Source organism: Thalassolituus sp. UBA2009 (assembly GCF_002335285.1).
GTDB lineage: Bacteria > Pseudomonadota > Gammaproteobacteria > Pseudomonadales > Oceanobacteraceae > Venatoribacter > Venatoribacter alkanivorans.
In genome coordinates this window covers 9,096-28,489 of the sequence record NZ_DDCJ01000081.1, presented here as the reverse complement: position 1 = coordinate 28,489, position 19,394 = coordinate 9,096, and the positions used below count along the sequence as shown (strand labels likewise).

At 58.2% G+C, this 19,394-nt stretch carries 14 protein-coding genes and 1 pseudogene; 14 read left to right on the top strand and 1 reads right to left on the bottom strand.

The window, feature by feature from the left end; genetic code table 11:
• Positions 1-9 precede the first annotated feature (9 nt).
• From B3P58_RS10265 to entS, 3 genes are read left to right on the top strand one after another with little or no spacing between them, the layout of a single operon-like run.
• Complete coding sequence (locus tag B3P58_RS10265) at positions 10-228, top strand: MbtH family protein (RefSeq protein ID WP_286717355.1); 219 nt, start codon at positions 10-12, stop codon at positions 226-228.
• Positions 225-7,592 (top strand): non-ribosomal peptide synthetase, encoded by a 7,368-nt coding sequence (locus B3P58_RS10260; protein WP_286717354.1) that lies wholly within the window; start codon positions 225-227, stop codon positions 7,590-7,592. Before B3P58_RS10265 ends, B3P58_RS10260 begins: the two co-directional genes overlap by 4 nt.
• 24 nt (positions 7,593-7,616) lie before the next feature.
• Positions 7,617-8,846, top strand: coding sequence for an enterobactin transporter EntS (entS, locus tag B3P58_RS10255; RefSeq protein ID WP_230331137.1), 1,230 nt, complete (start codon positions 7,617-7,619; stop codon positions 8,844-8,846).
• Between the two features lie 90 nt (positions 8,847-8,936).
• Here the strand turns inward: entS and B3P58_RS10250 are convergent, their stop codons facing one another.
• The gene (locus tag B3P58_RS10250) at positions 8,937-9,701 is read right to left on the bottom strand and encodes an inositol monophosphatase family protein (RefSeq protein ID WP_230331150.1); all 765 of its coding nucleotides are present in this window, start codon (positions 9,699-9,701) and stop codon (positions 8,937-8,939) included.
• Positions 9,702-9,933: 232 nt separating this feature from the next.
• Here B3P58_RS10250 and B3P58_RS10245 point away from each other — a divergent pair, with 232 nt between their 5' ends.
• The 11 genes and pseudogenes from B3P58_RS10245 to B3P58_RS10195 form a co-directional block, all read left to right on the top strand.
• A complete protein-coding gene (locus B3P58_RS10245; protein ID WP_286717353.1) occupies positions 9,934-10,719 on the top strand; it encodes an RNA methyltransferase in 786 nt (261 codons plus the stop codon).
• Positions 10,716-11,540 carry a serine O-acetyltransferase gene (gene cysE / locus B3P58_RS10240; protein ID WP_286717351.1) on the top strand — a complete coding sequence of 275 codons (825 nt, stop codon included), beginning with the start codon at positions 10,716-10,718 and terminating at the stop codon, positions 11,538-11,540. Before B3P58_RS10245 ends, cysE begins: the two co-directional genes overlap by 4 nt.
• A 104-nt stretch (positions 11,541-11,644) precedes the next feature.
• Positions 11,645-12,130, top strand: coding sequence for a Fe-S cluster assembly transcriptional regulator IscR (iscR, locus tag B3P58_RS10235; protein ID WP_145469205.1), 486 nt, complete (start codon positions 11,645-11,647; stop codon positions 12,128-12,130).
• A 110-nt stretch (positions 12,131-12,240) separates the two neighbouring features.
• Positions 12,241-13,401 (top strand): aminotransferase class V-fold PLP-dependent enzyme, encoded by a 1,161-nt coding sequence (locus B3P58_RS10230; RefSeq protein ID WP_286717349.1) that lies wholly within the window; start codon positions 12,241-12,243, stop codon positions 13,399-13,401.
• Between the two features lie 144 nt (positions 13,402-13,545).
• A complete protein-coding gene (ndk, locus tag B3P58_RS10225) occupies positions 13,546-13,971 on the top strand; it encodes a nucleoside-diphosphate kinase (RefSeq protein WP_145469207.1) in 426 nt (141 codons plus the stop codon).
• An 83-nt stretch (positions 13,972-14,054) separates the two neighbouring features.
• Positions 14,055-15,185, top strand: coding sequence for a 23S rRNA (adenine(2503)-C(2))-methyltransferase RlmN (gene rlmN, locus B3P58_RS10220; protein WP_145469208.1), 1,131 nt, complete (start codon positions 14,055-14,057; stop codon positions 15,183-15,185).
• Between the two features lie 16 nt (positions 15,186-15,201).
• The gene (locus tag B3P58_RS10215; RefSeq protein ID WP_286717348.1) at positions 15,202-16,002 is read left to right on the top strand and encodes a tetratricopeptide repeat protein; all 801 of its coding nucleotides are present in this window, start codon (positions 15,202-15,204) and stop codon (positions 16,000-16,002) included.
• Positions 16,003-16,007: 5 nt separating this feature from the next.
• Complete coding sequence (gene ispG, locus B3P58_RS10210) at positions 16,008-17,120, top strand: flavodoxin-dependent (E)-4-hydroxy-3-methylbut-2-enyl-diphosphate synthase (RefSeq protein ID WP_145469523.1); 1,113 nt, start codon at positions 16,008-16,010, stop codon at positions 17,118-17,120.
• 27 nt (positions 17,121-17,147) lie between these two features.
• A complete protein-coding gene (gene hisS / locus B3P58_RS10205; RefSeq protein WP_286717347.1) occupies positions 17,148-18,431 on the top strand; it encodes a histidine--tRNA ligase in 1,284 nt (427 codons plus the stop codon).
• A gap of 44 nt (positions 18,432-18,475) precedes the next feature.
• On the top strand, positions 18,476-19,138 hold the full coding sequence (locus B3P58_RS10200) for a YfgM family protein (protein WP_286717345.1): 663 nt from the start codon (positions 18,476-18,478) through the stop codon (positions 19,136-19,138).
• A pseudogene (locus B3P58_RS10195) lies at positions 19,138-19,394 on the top strand (hypothetical protein); the annotation flags it as partial. The gene B3P58_RS10200 and the pseudogene B3P58_RS10195, both read left to right, overlap by 1 nt.

The following is a 19,394-nucleotide window of genomic DNA, read 5'->3' as shown; positions in this document are numbered from 1 at the left end:
GGATCTGTTATGAGCAATAGTGCCTATTTAAATCCGTTCGACGATGACCAGCATGAATTTCTGGTGCTGAAAAACAGTGCGGGGCAATACAGTTTATGGCCGGTATTTGCCACCGTTCCTGATGGCTGGTGCTGTGAATTCGGCCCCGCTGAACGCAGCGCCTGTAACGATTTTATTGAGACGCACTGGCTCAGCATTAATCCGTTCTCCGCAGGTGCCGGACAATGAGCGGTGCAGATATTAACGGGCAGGCACTGACCGGCACCCAACAGGGAATCTGGCTGGCGGATCAGGTCAGCGAAAGCGGCGACCTGTATAACATTTCCCATGCGGTGGAAATCCGCGGGCCGTTAAATGCGGCACTGCTCGATCTGGTCATTCGCCAGGCCATGACGGAAGCCGATACGGTGTGTGCGTTGTATCGTGACGGTCAGCAGACGCTGCGTTGTTTAAGGGCGGTGGATATTTCCGCCTGTGAACAGCTGGATTTCTCCGCATTGGCGGATGGCCGTGAACAGGCCTTTGCATATATGTGGGCCGACAGTCACGCCCATCTGGCGGTGGACGGTGAAGCCCCTCTGTTCCGTCATCTGCTGATTCAGCTCGCGCCGGAGCACTGGCTCTGGTACCAGAGATACCACCATATTCAGCTCGATGGGTTCAGCATTAATGCCTTAAGCCGTCGTATTGCCGCTCTGTATTCTGAGCGTCTGGCGGGTATCGCCTGTGGGCCGTCGCCCTTTACTGCGGTAACTGAGGTGACGGCGGAATATCAGGCTTACCGCGCCTCGGACGCCTGCCAGCGTGATAAGGCTTTCTGGTCAGAGCTCTGTGCCGACCTGCCCACACCGGCATCCTTATCGGCCAGGCCGCACAGCACTGCGGGTGCCGCATCGTTATTAACCGTGGAATTACCGCTGGCCGGCGATGTGCTCAGCCGCCTGAAAACCTTTGCCGCGCAATGCGGTAAACGCACCGGTCTGCCGGATGTGCTGATGGCCCTGATTGGTGCTTATCTGGCCCGCATGACCGGCCAGAGCACTCAGGTGCTTGGCGTGCCTTTTATGCGCCGTCTGGGTTCGGCGGCCATTACCTCTGCGGCTCCGGTAGTGAACGTGTTGCCATTACCACTCAGTATTGCGCCGCTGACCTCGCTGTCTGAATTGACCCGTCAGGTGCACGAACAGATGGCCGCCGTGCGCCGCCATCAGAAATACGATGCCGAACAGATTGCACGCGACCTGAAGCGCGTGGCCGGCGATCCTTTATACGGCGCTGTGGTGAACTACAAACACTTTGATTACCGCCTGGATTTTGCCGGAGCCGAAGGCATTACCCATCACCTCGCCACCGGCCCGGTAGACGATATTGAATTCGGTCTGCTGGTGCATGAGCAGCACTTATTGCTGGAATTACGCGCCGGTGCTGGCCGTTACACTGCCGCTGAATTCGCAGCCCATGCTGAACGCTTTGTGCGCCTGCTCAATTACTGGCTGGCGCAGCCGGAATCTCCACTGGCCGATGTGCCCCTGCTCAGCGACGATGAACGTCACAGCCTGAGCCTGTGGCAACAGGGGCGGGTATTCCCGCCACCACAGGATCTGCACAACATCGCTGACCTGTTCTGGGAGCAGGTGCAGAAAAAACCGGCGCACACCGCGCTGGTTTTTGCCGCTGGCAGCGGCGCCGACGAGCGCCTGAGTTTTGCTGAAGCCGGCGCAGAAGTTGCACGTCTCAGCCGCTGGCTGCGGGCTCAGGGCATAGGGCGTGCTCAGGTCGTGGCCACTGCGCTGCCAAGGTCGCGCTATTCGGTACTGGCCATGCTGGCGGTGCTCGACAGCGGTGCCAGCTGGTTGCCGCTGGATCTGGATTACCCGGCCGGGCGTATGGCCATGATGTGTGAGGACGCCCGTCCGGCGTTGTTGCTGACGACGCAGACGGTGACGGCACAGTTTCCGGCACAGCTTAAGCGGGCGAACCTCGACGATATGGCGTTGCTGGCAGAGTTGCAGGCCCAGCCCGCTGTGCGGCTGAACGCTGATGAGCGACCGCTGCCGGGGGGCGATGATATCGCCTATGTCATTTTTACCTCGGGCAGTACCGGGCGGCCGAAAGGGGTGATGAACACCCACGGCGCGTTGCTTAATCTGATCAGCTCACACCGCAGCGCCTTTTATGAGCCGCTGCGCGAGCAGATCGCGCAGCGCTGTCCGGGACGGCCACTGCGCGCCGGCCATACCCATTCGTTTTCGTTCGATTCCAGCTGGCTGCAGATTTTCTGGCTGCTGCTGGGCGAAGAAGTGCATGTGTTCGACGACACTGTGCGGCGCGACGCCAGCGAGCTGGTGCAGCAGATCCGGCAACGTGGTATCGATACCCTCGACCTGCCACCGTCGTTTCTGGCACAACTGCTCAATCAGGGCCTGATGGACGCTGACCATCATCAGCCGTCGCTGATTCTGATCGGTGGCGAAGCCTGCCCGGCTAACCTGTGGCAGCAGCTGAATCAGTATCCGCAACTCACCGCCCACAATTTGTACGGCCCGACTGAATACACAGTGGATACCCTGCGTGCCTGCGTGCGTGACAGCGAGCGCCCGCTGGTGGGCCGCCCCATCGGTAATACCCGCGTTTACATTCTCGATGCCCGCTTACAGCCGGTGCCGCCGGGCGTACTGGGTGAACTCTATATCGCCGGCGCTGGTCTGGCGGCGGGTTATCTGGCCCGTGGCGCACTCTCGGCCGGACGTTTTGTTGCCGACCCTTATGGCCCGCCAGACAGCCGCATGTACCGCAGCGGTGATCTGGTGCGCTGGACCAGCGATGGCCGCGTGGAATTTGCCGGTCGCGGTGACGATCAGGTGAAAATCCGTGGCTACCGCGTCGAAATCGGTGAGGTGGAAAACGCCCTGTCGTTATTGCCGGCGGTGGAAAGCGCGCTGGTGCTGGCGGAGTCGATCAACAACAGCCAGCGTTTGCTTGGCTATTGCGTGATTCCGGGGCTGAGCGGTGACGAGCGCACACAGCGCAGCCGCGAACTGCTGGGTCTGCTGCGCGAGCGGCTGCCGGATTACATGGTGCCGTCGTTGCTGCTGGTGATGGATGAATTCCCGCGTAATGTCAGCGGTAAGATTGACCGCAAGGCATTACCGAACAGTCAGGATATGCACGGCGGCAGTGTTCACACCAACAGGGCACTGAGCGACGACGAGGCGCTGCTGTGCATACAAATGGCCGCTGTGCTTCGGCTCGGGCAGGTGGGCGCGGATGACGATTTCTTTGCCATCGGTGGTGACAGTATCAGCGCCATTATTCTGTGTACCGCTGTGCGCGGGCAGGGCTGGCTGCTGAAGCCGGCGCAGGTGTTCAGCCTGAAAACCCCACGCGCACTGGCCACTGTAATGACGCCCCTGCAGGCAAACACGGCTTCTGAGCTGGAGTGGCTGAGCGCGGCGGAGCGCCAGACCCTGCAGCTGCGCTATGGGCGTGAGGTGGAGGCCGCACCTCTGCTGCCGCTGCAGCAGGGCATGCTGTTTGAAACCCAGTTGCACCCGGATGGCGGTAACTACAACGCCTTTACCCGCCTGTCTCTCAGTGGCGTGGTGGACAGTGAACGCTTACAGCAGGCGCTCAATCATGTAGTGGGCTGCTATCCGCAACTGGCCGGGCTGTTCGACAGTGACAGTCTGGAGCAGTCGTTACTGGTAATGCCGGCCGTTACGGAACGGCACTGGCCGTTGAGCGAACACGATCTCAGCATCTTGCCCGCCAGCGAGCGCGCCCGGGCCTTTGCTGAGCTTGAACAACAGCTGCTGCAGGCGCATTACCCCACCGATCGCGCTGGTGGGATGCTGGCAGCGGCATTGGTGCATCTCGGGGTGAATGAAGACAACGCACCGCGCAGTGAACTGATTCTGGTGATTCACCATCTGGTGGTGGATGGCTGGTCGACGCCGCTGCTGCTGCGCGATCTGATCACCGCTTACCAGACACAGGCGCCGCTACCGGCGCTGGATGTGTCCTACCCGCAACTGATGCAACAGCTGCTGCAACGTGATGACACTGAAGCACGCGCAGTGTGGGCGCAGGCACTGGCGGGGGCCAGCCCGACCTGTGTATTCGATGCTGCCGACAGCCGCACGGCGGTGGCCGCTGTCAGCGAATACACGCTCACTTTAACCACGGCAGAAACCCAGGCGCTGACGCAGAGGCTGCGGCGTCAGGGGATTACCCTCAACGTGCTGATGCAGGGCATCTGGGCTCAGGTCCTGCGTGGCATAACCGGGCGCGACGACGTACTGTTCGGCACACCGGTGTCCGGACGCAGTGCGGCCATTAACGGTCTGGCCGATCAGGTTGGCCTGTTCCTCAATACCCTGCCGGTGCGGGTTAAGACCGACGCTGATCAGGCCTTCTGGCCCCAGCTTGCGGCCATGCAGCAGCAACACGCGCATCTGATGGAACAGGACAGTCTGGGGCTGGCGGATATTCAGCGTCAGGCCGGACTGGGTACCCTGTTCGATACTCTGCTGGTGGTGGAAAACTACCCCGATTCAGCCTGGGCCAGCGCCGAGCTCAGTGGCAATGGCAGCCAGCCGTTGCACATCCGCGCTATTCATAACCGCGGCTACAGCCATTACCCGCTGGCGTTGCTGGTGATTCCCGGTGAGCAGCTGACTCTGCTGGTAGAAGACCGCCAGGCACTGGCGACGCTGGGCCTGAACGCAGCTCTGCTGGCGCAGCGCGTGGCCCATGTGTTGCGTCTGGCGTTGGCTGAAGCCGATAGCAATTCCGCTGTGCCGTTGGCCCGTTGGCCAGTGCTGAGTCCGGTGGAGCAAAGCCTGCTGACAGAGGCTAATAACACGCAGCGGCCATTGTCCGGCGCCACCCTGCAGTCGGCGCTGCGCAGTCGGTCTGAGCATCATATGCAGGCGTTCTGTGTGGCCGACGAGCACCAGACTCTGACCTATGGCGCAGCGCGTGCGCGGGTGGATGCTATGGCTGCAGGTCTGCAGCAGGCCGGCGTCACGCCGGGCAGCATAGTGGCGGTGGCACTGCCGCGTTCGGTGGATCTGACCCTGGCCATCTGGGCGGTGATTGAAGCCGGTGCGGCTTATCTGCCGCTGGATACCGGTTATCCGGACGAGCGTCTCGGCTTTATGTTGCAGGATGCTGGTGCGGCGGCGCTGATCACGGCAGAAGTCCTGTTTGCACGGCTGCAACCGCTGGCTGGCAACAGCCCGTTGCTGGATGTGAACGACCTGCAGACCAGCGACCCGGCGCAGCTTAAGCGAGTGAATATCACTCCGGCGCATCCGGCGTATCTGATTTATACCTCAGGCACCACAGGACAACCGAAAGGCGTACTGGTCGGCCATGCCGCCATCGTTAACCGGCTGGAGTGGATGCAACACCAGTACCCGCTGACGGCAGCGGATGTGGTATTGCAGAAAACGCCGTGTAGCTTTGATGTGTCGGTGTGGGAATTCTTCTGGTCGGCGTGCGTGGGCGCCGGGCTGGTGATGGCCGCACCCGAGGCGCACAAAGATCCGCAGGCGCTGATCGACACCATTAACCGCTGGCAGGTCACCACCCTGCATTTCGTCCCCTCCATGCTGGCGATTTTTACCAGCACAGCGCGGGCGCTGTACGGTGAAGAACAACCGCTGTGTACATCATTGCGTCAGGTCTTCTGCAGCGGTGAAGCCCTGACCTGGGCTCAGACCGATGCCTTTAACCAGCGTTTTGGCGTTCGCGCCGCGGATGATCAGGGCGTGCAGCTGCACAATCTCTACGGCCCGACCGAAGCGGCGGTGGATGTCAGTTACGAACCGGCCTCACAGGCAGTGTCGTCTGCGGGCAGCCCAGTGTCATTGGGTAACAGTGTGCCGATAGGACGTCCGGTGTGGAACACCCGTCTGCAGGTGCTGGATGCGACATTACGCCCGGTCCCAGTGGGGGCTACCGGCGAGCTGTACCTCAGTGGTGTGCAGCTGGCGCACGGCTATCTGGGCCGCGCTGCACTCAGCGCCGGGCGTTTTGTTGCCGATCCTTATGGTCCGCCGGGCAGTCGTATGTACCGCACCGGCGACGTGGTGCGCTGGCTGAGCAATGGCGTGGTGGAATATCTGGGGCGTGCCGACGATCAGATCAAAATCCGCGGTCAGCGCATTGAGCTGGGTGAAATCGAAACCTGTCTGCTGGCGCAACCGGGCGTGGCCAATGCCGTGGTGCATGCAACGGTGCTGCACGAGGGCAATAACGGCTCCGGTGAGGATAACCGCCAGCTGGTGGCTTATCTGGTGGCGCAGCCCGGCGTAACGCTGGCAGAGGATGCACTCAAAGCCGCCGCCAGTGCTGCGCTGCCTGCGCATATGGTGCCGGTGGCCTGGGTAACGCTGGAAAAGCTGCCGTTAAGCGCCAACGGCAAACTCGACCGCAAAGCCCTGCCCAAACCTCAGCTCAGCAGCGCTGGCAGCAGCAGCGGGCGCGCACCGGCACGCGGGCTGGAGCAACGTCTGGCGCAGCTGTTTATGCGCCTGCTGGAGGTGACGGAACTCCGTGCCGATGACGACTTCTTCGCCCTTGGCGGCCATTCGTTGCTGGCTATGCGCTTAGCGGCCGATATCCGCCGGGAACTGAAACGTGCGGTGACCGTGGGACAGATTATGGGCGCACCTACAGTGGCGCGACTGGCAGCGTTGCTTAACGAAAACGACCAGCGCAACGATTTTGGTCACGATGGTTTTGCCGAAGTGATAAGGCTTCGTACAGCGCGTAAAGACGCTCACGGCCACACGCCAGAGCCGCTGTTCTGCTTCTGTCCGGGCTCGGGCTTTGCCTGGCAGTACAGTGTGCTGTCGCGTTACCTGCGTGAAGGCCGCGCCATTATCGGCCTGCAGTCACCGCGCCCGCACGGCTTGATGGCCAGCAGCGCCAGTATGGAGGAACTGGTGCAGCGTCAGCTGAGCATTATCCGCCGCGAGCAGGCTCACGGACCTTACTATCTGCTGGGTTACTCGCTGGGTGGCACGGTAGCCTATGCCGTGGCGGCGCAGTTGCGCACGCAGGGCGAGGAGGTGGCCTTCCTCGGTCTGCTCGATACCTATCCGGCGGAAGTACACGACTGGAACGATCCGGAAGGTGCAGAAGAAGCCTTAGGTGCCGAGCGGGAACAGGCGCAATTGCTGAATGATGCCGTCGGTGCGGAAACAGACAGTGCCACGCTGGCGCAGGACGAGCAGCAGGCCATGGCCCAGGCACAGGCAGAAAAAGACGCCATGCTGGAGCAGATTTTTGCCAACTACAAAGATGCGGTACGTCTGCTGAAACAGACACGCACTCCGGCTTACGACGGTCGCTTCAGCGTGTTTGTCGCCGCCCAGGATCTGCCCGCTTATATCCGCCCGCAAGCCGACTGGCAGCCTTATGCACCGGGAGCCGAGTATGAATTTCTGCCCTGGGCCAGTCATGAAAATATCCTTTCGCCACAATCCCTGCAGCAGCTCGGCCCGTTACTCGACCGTCTGCTTGCTGAGGGAGACAGTGAAGCCGCAGGTTCCTCCCGTCATTACCCGCCGGTCAGTGCATGACCGGCCTTTGTTTAAGTTGATGCTATGAATAAAAAATCGTTCTTTGTTGATTTCAGCCTGCTGAAAACCAACCGTCATTTCCGCAACGTATTTATTGCCCGTACCATTTCCCTGCTGGGGCTGGGCATGCTGGCGGTTGCCATACCCATGCAGGTGTATCAGCTCAGTGGTGATTCGTTTCAGGTGGGGCTGGTAATGGCACTGGAAGGCGCGGGTATGTTTGCCGGACTGTTACTGGGTGGCGTGCTGGCCGACCGTGATGACCGTAAAAAACTGATTCTGTTTGCCCGCGCTGTGTGCGGCATTGGTTTTCTCGGGTTGGCGGTAAACGCCTGGCTGCCACAGCCGCAACTCTGGGTTATTTATCTGCTGGCCGTCTGGGACGGTTTCTTCGGTGCTATTGGTGTAACCGCTTTGTTAGCCTGCATGCCTTTTATTGTCGGACGTGAAAATCTGCTGCAGGCGCGTGCCGTCAGTATGTTGTCGGTACGTCTGGCGACGGTTATTTCCCCGGCGCTGGGCGGGCTGATCATCGCCTTTGCCGACGTCGGCTGGAATTATCTGATTGCCGCACTGGGCACTGGTCTGACCCTGATTCCTTTGCTGGCGTTGCCTTCCATGCGTCCGCAGGAGGTGGAAGAGCATCATCCGCTAAAGGCGTTGGCAGCGGGTTTTCGTTATCTGTTTGCCAACCGCATTGTGTTTTACACCGTACTGGCCGGAACTCTGGTGACGTTAACCACAGCTATTCGTGTGCTGTTTCCGGCGCTGGTGGAAGACGCTTTTGCCGGTGGGGCGGCCGAACTCGGGCTGATGTATTCCGCTGTGCCGCTGGGGGCAACCTTAGGCGCACTGGTGAGTGGCTGGGCCAGCCATGTGCAGAAACCCGGGCAGGTGATGCTGTTTGTCAGTCTGGCGGCCTTTGCCTGCATGATGGCGCTGGGGCTTAACCACAGTTTTATTACCGCACTGTTTTTGCTCGCTGCTTTTGGCTATCTGGTGTCCATCGCCTCGCTGCTGCAATACAACCTGGTGCAGATTAATACTCCCGATCAGTATCTGGGTCGTATTAATGGTATCTGGACGGCGCAGGATGCTTCGGGGGATTCCCTCGGTACTCTGGGGATTGGTGTGCTGGGCAAGTTTATGTCATCGCTGGGCAGCATTTTTACTCTGGGGGCCGTCGCGATGACACTGGGAGTGCTGCTGCTGGGTAACAAAACACTGCGTGGTATAGAGAAAACTGACGGTTAGTGATGGTGCGGAAGGAGGCAGGGCAAGCCGTGATCACCGGCAGTGTCGTTATCTGTTGAAAACAACATGCTGCCGGTGATGGCTTGTATATCAGTCTTTGGCGAGCAGGGCTTTCAGCAGACGTGGGTTGCTGACCACCAGGTTGGCCGGAGCGCGCAGCAATGGCTGGCCACTCACTTCTGACAGCAGACAACCGGCTTCGGAAGCCAGCAGGCCGGCAGCGTTCAGGGCAAACTCATCAACGTTGCTCAGCAGGGCGCCCTGGAAACGGTCGGCGGCTACGTAGCAGATAGACAGGGCGTTGGAGCCGATATTGCGCAGGTCAAAGCTTTTTGACATCAGACGCTGTAAACGCTGCAGCTGATCGAAGGCGGCTTCGTTGTTGCCCATAGGCTGGGTGTAGCCGACGATGGCGTCGCTCAGGCTGTTAACGTTACCGCTGCGGATACGGCGGTTGTTCAGCTGGGCGCCACGGCCACGGGAAGCCGTGAATTCATCACCATTAATAGGATTGAGGATCACCGAGTGTTCTGCTTTGCCGTTTTGCATGCAGCAGACGATGATGGCAAAAGATGGGATACCTACGCGGAAGTTGGAGATGTCGTCGATGACACACACCTGCCACACAGGCTGGTTGGCCTGTTCGCCGTTCTGACCGGTTTCACGGCCGTAAAAGTTGTGCTCAGGCAGGGCTTTCTTCAGCTCAAAAATAATGCCTTTTTCCAGACCAATGGTGCAGTCTGCCACAAACTTTGCTTTCTCCTGATCCGTGCTTTTGTACGAATCGAAGCGGTCCAGGCGACGGACCAGATCTTGACCAGCATTACGCGCAGCGCGCAACGCCAAGTTCACCATGGGTTGCATAGGGATCGCTATCTCTTAAAGTTAAAGAACATTTTTCGGGCGCGGGATTATATCAGCACCTGACTGGTTAGCGAAGCCCGTTTTGCGTTACACTTCGTGCCCCTTATTCTGTACCGGCCTGGCTCCCGCAGATGCTCCGTTGTGAGGTTAACCTGCGGATTGCACGGGTTTCAGACCGGCCGCCATTCTCCGATAAGCGCCGTTGCGGCGCAGACAAGGCGTTATGCTCGATAAAATCCGTATCGTAATGGTTAATACCACCCACTCCGGCAATATCGGAGCGGCCGCCCGTGCGATGAAAAACATGGGCCTGAGCCGGCTGGTGCTGGTTGATCCGATCGCCAGCATTGACGAAGAAGCGATCCAGCGTTCTTCGCGCGCAGAAGATATTCTGCACAACGCGGTCATCGTACCGACGCTGGAAGACGCCATTGCCGACTGTGGTCTGGTGATTGGCACCAGCGCGCGCAGCCGCCATATTCCCTGGCCGTTGATGTCGCCGCGCCAGTCGGCTGCAAAAGCTGCGGAAATGATTCCCGCCGGTAATGAAGTGGCGCTGGTGTTCGGCCGTGAATCCCGTGGTCTGACCAATGAAGAGCTGCACCTGTGTACTGCGCACGTGCATATTCCTACCGACGAAAACTTCTCATCCCTGAACGTTGCCCAGGCCATTCAGGTGCTGTGCTATGAAATGCGTTTGGCAATGGTGACTGATGATTTCCGCGCCGAAGCCGAACCGGAAGATGAGGCCGGAGCCTGGGGCGTGCCCTGGGATTATCCGCTGGCAACCCAGGGCGAGCTGGATGGACTGTTCCGTCATATGGAAACTGTGCTCATTGATATCGGCTTCCTTGACCCCAATACTCCGAAGCACCTGATGTCCCGTATGCGTCGTCTGTATCAGCGCGCTGCACCGGACAAAACAGAAGTGAATATTTTGCGTGGCATTCTGGCGGCGGTACAGCGTCAGGGCGACACCAGCCATAAAACACAAGGGGATACTGAGTGATCAGACAACTGCGTGAAGACATTGCCAGTGTATTTGAGCGTGACCCGGCAGCGCGCAATACCTTTGAGGTGGTCACCACCTATCCGGGGTTGCATGCTCTGCTGCATTACCGGGTGGCCAACTGGCTGTGGCGCAAGGGCTTTAAATGGCTGGCACGCATGCTGTCGACCTTCAGTCGCTGGATGACCGGCATTGAGATTCATCCGGGAGCAACCATTGGCCGGCGTTTCTTTATTGACCATGGCATGGGCGTGGTGATTGGTGAGACCGCTGAAATCGGCGATGACTGCACCCTGTATCACGGCGTGACGCTGGGTGGTACTACCTGGAATAAAGGCAAGCGCCACCCGACCCTGCAAAATGGCGTGGTGGTTGGTGCCGGCGCCAAAGTGCTGGGGCCGATTGTCGTTGGTGAAAACGCCCGTATCGGCTCCAATGCCGTGGTGACCAAAGAAGTTCCGGCGGGGGCGACGGTGGTCGGTATTCCGGGCCGTATTGTGCGTAAAGCGAGCACGGCTGAAGATGAGCAGCGGCGCAAAATCGCCGAGAAAATCGGCTTTGATGCCTATGGTATGGCCGACGAAATGCCCGATCCGATTGCCCGTTCCATCCATAACCTGATGGATCACATGCACGCGGTGGACCGTAAAATCGACACCATGTGCAAAGCGCTGCACGATCTGGGTGACCGCACCTGCTCTGAGGCGCTGCCGCAGCTTGAGGCGGAAACCTTTGTCAGCCTCAGCGAAGCGGTCAGCAGTGACGATGCTGACAGTGCCGAAACGGCTGACAGTGCTGGTCCGGGTGTGGAAAAGCACTGAAACCAGTCCGGCGTGTTTTGTTGTGTAAAGGCATGCAGGCTAAAGTTGACTGAAATAGTCGGATATACGCATAATGCCACCACGATTTATGTGGGGGATAGACCATGCGTTTAACGACCAAAGGCCGCTATGCGGTGACGGCCATGCTGGATCTGGCGATTCATGCGCAGGACGGGCCGGTAAGTCTGAATGATATTTCCGGTCGTCAGGGCATTTCCCTGTCGTACCTGGAGCAGTTGTTTGCCAAGTTACGCCGCGGTGGTCTGGTAGCCAGCGTGCGTGGCCCGGGTGGTGGTTATCGCCTGAGCCGTGATGGCAGTGATATTAATGTGGCTGAGGTGGTGGACGCGGTAAACGAATCCATGGATGCCACACGCTGCAACCGCCGTGGTGATTGTCAGGATGGCGAAGAGTGCCTGACCCATCATTTATGGCTGGAGCTGAGTGATCAGATTCACGCATTTCTGCGCGGCATCACGCTGGCGCAACTGATTCAGCGTAAAGAGATCCGTAATACCGCCGACCGTCAGGACAGCAATACACGAAACCGTATTGATGCAGTACTGAGTACAGAAGACATTACCGGCTGAATGGCCGGTCCTTGACCGGAGCGCTCCTCTTGATCTGAGCGCCCCTTGACCTGAGCGCTGCAGCGCGGACAATGCGCCGCCTCAGGTTTCAGATTTTCCAGCGGTGACCCATGAAATCCATCTATCTCGATTATGCAGCGACCACGCCGGTCGACCCCCGTGTGGCTCAGGTGATGGCAGCCTGCCTGACTCTGGATGGTACCTTTGGTAATCCGGCATCACGTTCCCATCGGTATGGCTGGCAGGCTGAGCAGGTGGTGGAAAATGCCCGGCGCCAGCTGGCTGATCTGCTCGCCGCCGATCCGCGTGAAATCGTCTGGACCTCAGGTGCAACCGAGTCCAACAACCTGGCCTTAAAAGGTGTGGTCGAAGCGCTGCGTGCTGACGATGCCGGCCGTCCGCTGCACATTATTACTTCGGCGATTGAGCATAAGGCGGTACTGGATGTCTGTGCCTGGCTGCAGGCGCAGCATCAGGTTGAGGTTACTTACCTGACACCGGATGCTGATGGTCTGATCAGTATGCAGCAGGTGGCTGATGCCCTGCGTGACGATACCTGTCTGGTCAGTCTGATGGCGGTTAATAACGAGCTGGGCACCATTACCGATATCGCCGCCATCGGCGCGTTGTTAAAAGATCACCCGGCGTATCTGCATGTGGATGCCGCTCAGGCGCTGGGTAAAGTTGCTGTGAACGTCAGAGACTGGCAGGTCGATCTGTTGTCGGTGTCCGCGCATAAGTTCTACGGCCCGAAAGGCATTGGTGCGCTCTATGTGCGCCGTGAACCGCAGGTGAAACTGGCGGCCCAGATGCACGGCGGTGGCCATGAGCGCGGTATGCGTTCCGGCACGCTGCCAACCCATCAGCTGGCGGGTCTGGGTGAGGCTGCACGTCTGGTGCAGGAAGAGCTGGCGGCCGATGAAGCCCGTATCCGTGAGTTGTCGGCCCGTCTGTGGGACGGGCTGCAGGCGCTGGGTGGGGTGTATCTGAATGGCCATGCGCAGCAGCGTACCGCCAATCATCTGAACGTCAGCTTTGATGGTGTGGATGGTGAGATCCTGCTGGCCTCGCTGGCTAAGGTGGCGGTGTCTTCCGGTTCGGCCTGTAACTCGGCGACGATTGCGCCTTCCTATGTGCTGAAGGCCATTGGCCGCAGCGATGCGCTGGCCCATGCCGGTCTGCGCTTCAGTCTCGGGCGTTTCACTACGGCCGAAGAGATCGGTTTTGCCCTGAGTGAAGTTACGCGTGTGGTGCAGATGCTGCGCGGCTGATCGCTGAGTTCCGTATTTCCTGCCGCTGGCGGTCAAATAATCCGCCAGCGCGCCCGCGTACGCGTACAACTTTAATGAAAAGGTGCGTATAATCCGCGGGTTTTATTTTCCGTAACCCTGATAATTTACCCTTGGGAGCTAAAAATGGCTGTTGAACGCACTCTGTCCATCGTTAAACCAGACGCTGTGGCCAAAAACGTAATCGGTGAAATCCTGACCCGTTTCGAAAAAGCTGGCCTGAAAGTTGTTGCCGCTAAAATGATCAAACTGGACGACGAAAAAGCGGGCGGTTTCTACGCAGAGCACAAAGAGCGTCCTTTCTTCAAAGATCTGGTGTCTTTCATGACTTCTGGTCCTGTTGTTGTACAGGTTCTGGAAGGCGAAAACGCTATCGCTGCTAACCGCGAACTGATGGGTGCTACCAACCCTAAAGAAGCGGCTGCCGGTACTATCCGCGCTGACTTCGCTGAAAGCATCGATGCTAACGCAGTACACGGTTCTGACTCTGCAGCTTCTGCTGAGCGCGAAATCGCTTACTTCTTCGCTGCCGACGAAATCTGCTCACGTTAATGAGCGGAACTCAGAGGGCAGGAATGCCCTCTGATCAATCCTCCGGGATGCACCAGTGCCAACAGGCCCCAGGTAACCAATTGATGTCCGAAACACCAGAAAAAATTAATCTGTTGGGCTTGTCGCCCGCCAAAATGGAAGCCTTTTTTGCCGATATGGGCGAGAAGAAATTCCGTGCTCAGCAAATGCTGAAATGGATTCATCAATATGGCGAAGCCAACTTCGACAACATGACCAACATGGGTAAGCCCTTGCGTGCGCGCATGGCCGAAGTGTGTGAGATCCGCCTGCCGGAAGTGATTTACGAAGATTTCTCCAAAGACGGCACCCGTAAGTGGGTGATGCGTATGGATGGCGGCAGTGCCGTCGAAACCGTTTATATCCCGGAAAAAGACCGGGGCACCCTGTGTGTGAGCTCGCAGATCGGCTGTTCGCTCGACTGCAGTTTCTGCTCCACCGGTAAGCAGGGTTTTAACCGCGACCTCAGCGTGGCGGAAATTATTGGTCAGGTATACGTGGCGGCTATGAGCTTCCATGCACCGGGCGAGCGTCGCGAACGCCGTATTACCAACGTGGTGATGATGGGCATGGGCGAGCCGCTGCTGAACTTCGACAACGTGGTCGATGCCATGAACCTGATGATGGACGACAACGCCTATGGCTTGTCCAAGCGTCGTGTCACCCTGAGCACCTCCGGCGTCGTGCCGATGATGGATAAGCTTGGCGATGTTACCGATGTGTCACTGGCGGTATCGCTGCACGCACCGAATGACGAGCTGCGTAACCAGCTGGTGCCAATTAATAAAAAATATCCGATTAAAGAGCTGATTGCGGCCACTAACCGTTATCTGGCGAAACTGCCGGACCGTCGTAAGGCCACCATCGAATACACCATGATGGAAGGCGTTAACGATGAGATGGAGCACGCGGAGCAGCTGTCCGTGCTGATGAAACAGGTGCCGTGCAAAATCAACCTGATTCCGTTTAACCCGTTTCCTAACTCCGGCTATAAACGCCCGAGTAACAATCGTGTGTACCGCTTCCGCGATTATCTGGTGAATCAGGGGCATATTGTCACCATCCGCTCGACCCGTGGCGATGACATCGACGCCGCCTGTGGTCAGCTGGTGGGCAAAGTTCAGGACCGCACGCGCCGCAGTGAGCGTTATATCAATGCGGTGCAGATCGACGAGTCTTCACAGGGCAACCAATAAAATGACCGGGATGGGCATGAAAAAATTAATCACCACACGCGCAGCGAGCCTGTTGATAGTGCTGCTGAGCCTGACTCTGGCTTCCTGCGTTACCGTCACTGAAAGTCGTTTTACCAAGAAAAAATCACCGGAAAAAGCGGTGGAAAATTATACCCAGTTAGGTCTGGGCTACCTGCAGAAAGGCCGTCCGGACTGGGCGCGTCAGCGTCTGCAGAAAGCACTGGCGATTGATCCTGATTACGCCCCGGCCAACGATGCCATGGGGCTGGTCTGGCAGACCGAAGGCGAGATGGATCTGGCGGAAGAATATTTTCAGAAAGCGCTGAGCAACGACAGCAGCTTTACTCTGGCGCGTCACCATCTGGGGCGCTTGTATGTGCAACTGAAGCGTTACGATGAAGCCGAGGGCAATCTCCAGCGGGTTACCAACGACCGTTATTACGATAATCGTGCTTCAGCCTACAACGATCTGGCGCTGAATGCTTACCGCCAGGGCAACACTGAGCAGGCAATCGACAGCTACGGTCAGACCCTGCGTATTGCTCCTTACAATGTTGATGGGCTGGTCAACATATCGACCCTGCTGTTTGAAGCGCAGCGTTACGATGAGTCACTGAAATACTACGATCGTTTTGAGCGTCTGGTGCAGCGCGATCAGGCGCGTCAGACCGCCCACACCCTGTGGCTGGGCATCAAGCTGGCAACGCTGCAGCAGAACACTCAGCGGGCGATTGCGCTGGCGACCGACCTGAAGCGTAACTTCCCGGAATCGGTTGAATACCGTCTGTATCAGGACTCCCTGTCCGGAGCCAAATAATGAGCATGCATTTCGAAAATCCCATCAAGCGTCGTCAAAGCCGCAAAATCTGGGTTGGTGATGTGCCGGTCGGCGGTGATGCGCCGATTGCCATTCAGACCATGACCAACACCGAAACCACCGATGTGGCGGCCACTGTGGCGCAGATTCAGCGCGCTCAGGATGCCGGTGCCGACATCGTGCGCGTTTCTGTGCCGACCATGGACGCAGCGGAAGCCTTTGGCAAAATCCGCAAAGAAGTGAATATTCCGCTGGTGGCAGACATTCACTTTGACTACAAAATCGCCCTGCGCGTCGCTGATCTGGGTGTTGACTGTCTGCGTATCAACCCCGGCAATATCGGCCGTGAAGACCGTGTGCGCGCGGTGGTGGATGCGGCGCGTCATAACGGCATTCCGATCCGTATCGGGGTGAATGCCGGGTCACTGGAAAAAGATCTGCAGAAGAAATACGGCGAGCCGACCCCGGCCGCGCTGGTGGAATCCGCCATGCGCCATATCGATATTCTCGATCGCCTGAACTTCCCGGATTTCAAACTCAGCCTGAAAGCCTCCGACATCTTTATGACCGTGGCGGCTTACAAGCAGATTGCCAGCCAGATTGAGCAGCCGCTGCACCTTGGCATCACCGAAGCCGGTGGCCTGCGTGGTGGTACGGTTAAATCGTCTATTGGTCTTGGCCTGCTGCTGTGGGAAGGCATCGGTGACACCATCCGCGTATCGCTGGCGGCTGATCCGATAGAAGAAGTCAAAGTGGGCTGGGACATGCTCAAATCGCTGAAGCTGCGTTCGCGCGGCATCAACTTTATTGCCTGTCCGAGCTGTTCACGTCAGAACTTCGACGTGATCAAAACCATGAACGAGCTGGAAATGCGCGTTGATGATATCCGCACCGATATGAGTGTGGCGGTGATTGGCTGTGTGGTGAATGGCCCCGGCGAATCCAAGGAAACTGATATCGGTCTGGCCGGTGGGCAGCCGAATCTGGTGTATATCGACGGTAAACCAGCCGGCAAACTGAGTAACGAGACTCTGGTGGATGACCTTGAGCGTATGATCCGCGAACGCGCCGCCAGCCTCGATGAAGAACGCAAAAATCTGATTGCCAGCGACAGCTGAGCGCTGACCCAGACAAGAACGGACATTATGGCAACGAAAATCCAGGCCATTCGTGGCATGAACGACATCCTGCCGGCCCAGAGCCCGGTGTGGCAGTATCTGGAAGGCACAGTGAAAGACCTGCTGGCTTCTTACGGTTATGACGAAATCCGCATGCCGATTGTGGAGCAGACTGCGCTGTTCAAACGCTCCATCGGCGAAGTGACCGACATCGTCGAAAAAGAGATGTACACCTTCGACGACCGCAATGGCGACAGCCTGACCCTGCGTCCGGAAGGCACCGCCAGCTGCGTGCGCGCCTGTGAAGAACACGGTCTGCTGTACAACGCAGACGCAGCGTCTGTGGTACACCGGCCCGATGTTCCGATCACGAGCAGTCCGCAGAAAGGCCGTTACCGCCAGTTCTATCAGATTGGTGTGGAAACCTTTGGTATGGCTACCGCCGATATCGATGCTGAAGTGATTCTGATGACCGCGCGTCTGTGGCAGCAGCTGGGTCTGACCGATGCGGTTACCCTGCAGCTGAACACCCTGGGCTCCAACGAAGCGCGTGCCAATTACCGCGATGCCCTGGTAGCTTATCTGAGCGAGCGCAAAGACCAGCTGGATGAAGACAGCCAGCGCCGTCTGGAAACCAATCCGCTGCGCGTACTCGACAGCAAAGATCAGAACACCCAGGCACTGCTGGCCGATGCGCCACAGCTGCACGATTACCTCGACGACGAAAGCCGCGAGCACTTTGCTCTGCTGCGCAGCATCCTTGATGCCGCCGGGGTGAAGTACGAAATCAACCAGCGTCTGGTGCGCGGTCTCGATTATTACTGTAAAACCGTGTTCGAGTGGGTCACCGACAAACTCGGTTCGCAGGGCACCGTCTGTGCCGGCGGCCGTTACGACGGCCTGGTCGAGCAGCTGGGTGGTAAGCCAACCCCGGCGGTTGGTTTTGCCATGGGCGTTGAGCGTCTGATTCTGCTGCTGGAAACGCTGGAGCTGATTCCGGCCGAAGTGCTGCAGACCATCGATGTATACATCTGTCCGGTCGGTGAGGGCAGTGCTCAGGTGGCACTGCTGCTGGCAGACCGTCTGCGCGACGAGCACAGCTGGTTACGCATTCAGACCCACTGTGGTGGTGGCAGCTTCAAGAGCCAGATGAAAAAAGCCGACAAGAGCGGTGCACATCTGGCACTGTTGCTGGGCGAAGACGAAATTGCCAACGGTACTGTGACCGTTAAAGATCTGCGTGGTGAAGGTGGGCAGCAGACGCTGGCGCTGAGCGACGTGGGCGAATGGCTGGCACAAGAAACTTTTTAATAACCAATAACTCACAATATTCGTTTTTTTGGGGAAGTGGACGCATGACTGAATATCGTACGGATGAAGAACAAGCAGAACTGCTGAAAAAATGGTGGGCAGAGAACGGTAAAAGCCTGCTGGCGACCATCGTGATTGTTGCCGGTGGCTGGTTTGGCTGGAACAGCTATCAGGCTAATCAGCAGGCAACAGCCGAAGCAGCTTCCATGCTGTACTCACAGCTGGTCGACAAAGTCGCACAGCCGGCAGCGCAGCAGGATGAAGCGGCTAAAGCCGAAATGGAAGCACTGGCGACTCAGCTGAAAAAAGACTTCGGCAAAACCAGTTATGGACAGTTTGGTGCTCTGTTCCTGGCGCGCTTTGCTGCCGATGCCGGTGACTTTGATACCGCCGCTGCTGAACTGAACAGCATCATTGCCACGGCTGACGAAGGTCCGATCAAATTTACCGCTCAGGCGCGTCTGGCCAATGTCCTGATTCAACAGGAAAAAATGGACGAAGCGCTGGCGCTGGTTGCGACTGTACCGGACGCTGCCTATGCCGCGCAGTTTGAAGAAGCTAAAGGCGATGCCCTGTTCCGTAAAGGCGAACTGAGTGAAGCCCGTGCGGCTTATGTCCGTGCGCAGGAAGCCGCTGCGAATCTGGGTCTGAACACCCAGCAGCTGCAGCGTAAGATTGATAATCTGGCTGCGAGCGGAGACGCCTGATGCGCCTGAGTCCTGTTGTCGTCCTGTTGAGTGCTCTGCTGGCTGTGCAGCTGAGTGGTTGTGCCAGTCAGCCAGCCAATCAGGCAGAAGCGGCTGACGCTGCCGACGAGACAGGGCTGCCCGATTATAACGATGAAACCGATATCTCCATCGAGTGGCGTAAGCAGCTTGGTGTGGGGGCTGGTACGGCTTATACCCGTCTGCGCCCGGTGGTGAGCGGCGATACCGTGTTTATGGCTGACACCTCCGGTGAGGT

Bases quoted from the DNA above. Each gene is read 5' to 3' on its own strand.
- B3P58_RS10265 (WP_286717355.1), top strand. From the start codon at position 10: ATGAGCAATAGTGCCTATTTAAATCCGTTCGACGATGACCAGCATGAA.
- hisS (WP_286717347.1), top strand. From the start codon at position 17,148: ATGGCAACGAAAATCCAGGCCATTCGTGGCATGAACGACATCCTGCCG.
- entS (WP_230331137.1), top strand. From the start codon at position 7,617: ATGAATAAAAAATCGTTCTTTGTTGATTTCAGCCTGCTGAAAACCAAC.
- B3P58_RS10215 (WP_286717348.1), top strand. From the start codon at position 15,202: ATGAAAAAATTAATCACCACACGCGCAGCGAGCCTGTTGATAGTGCTG.
- iscR (WP_145469205.1), top strand. From the start codon at position 11,645: ATGCGTTTAACGACCAAAGGCCGCTATGCGGTGACGGCCATGCTGGAT.
- B3P58_RS10200 (WP_286717345.1), top strand. From the start codon at position 18,476: ATGACTGAATATCGTACGGATGAAGAACAAGCAGAACTGCTGAAAAAA.
- B3P58_RS10230 (WP_286717349.1), top strand. From the start codon at position 12,241: ATGAAATCCATCTATCTCGATTATGCAGCGACCACGCCGGTCGACCCC.
- ispG (WP_145469523.1), top strand. From the start codon at position 16,008: ATGCATTTCGAAAATCCCATCAAGCGTCGTCAAAGCCGCAAAATCTGG.
- B3P58_RS10250 (WP_230331150.1), bottom strand. From the start codon at position 9,701: ATGGTGAACTTGGCGTTGCGCGCTGCGCGTAATGCTGGTCAAGATCTG.
- rlmN (WP_145469208.1), top strand. From the start codon at position 14,055: ATGTCCGAAACACCAGAAAAAATTAATCTGTTGGGCTTGTCGCCCGCC.
- B3P58_RS10260 (WP_286717354.1), top strand. From the start codon at position 225: ATGAGCGGTGCAGATATTAACGGGCAGGCACTGACCGGCACCCAACAG.
- B3P58_RS10245 (WP_286717353.1), top strand. From the start codon at position 9,934: ATGCTCGATAAAATCCGTATCGTAATGGTTAATACCACCCACTCCGGC.
- ndk (WP_145469207.1), top strand. From the start codon at position 13,546: ATGGCTGTTGAACGCACTCTGTCCATCGTTAAACCAGACGCTGTGGCC.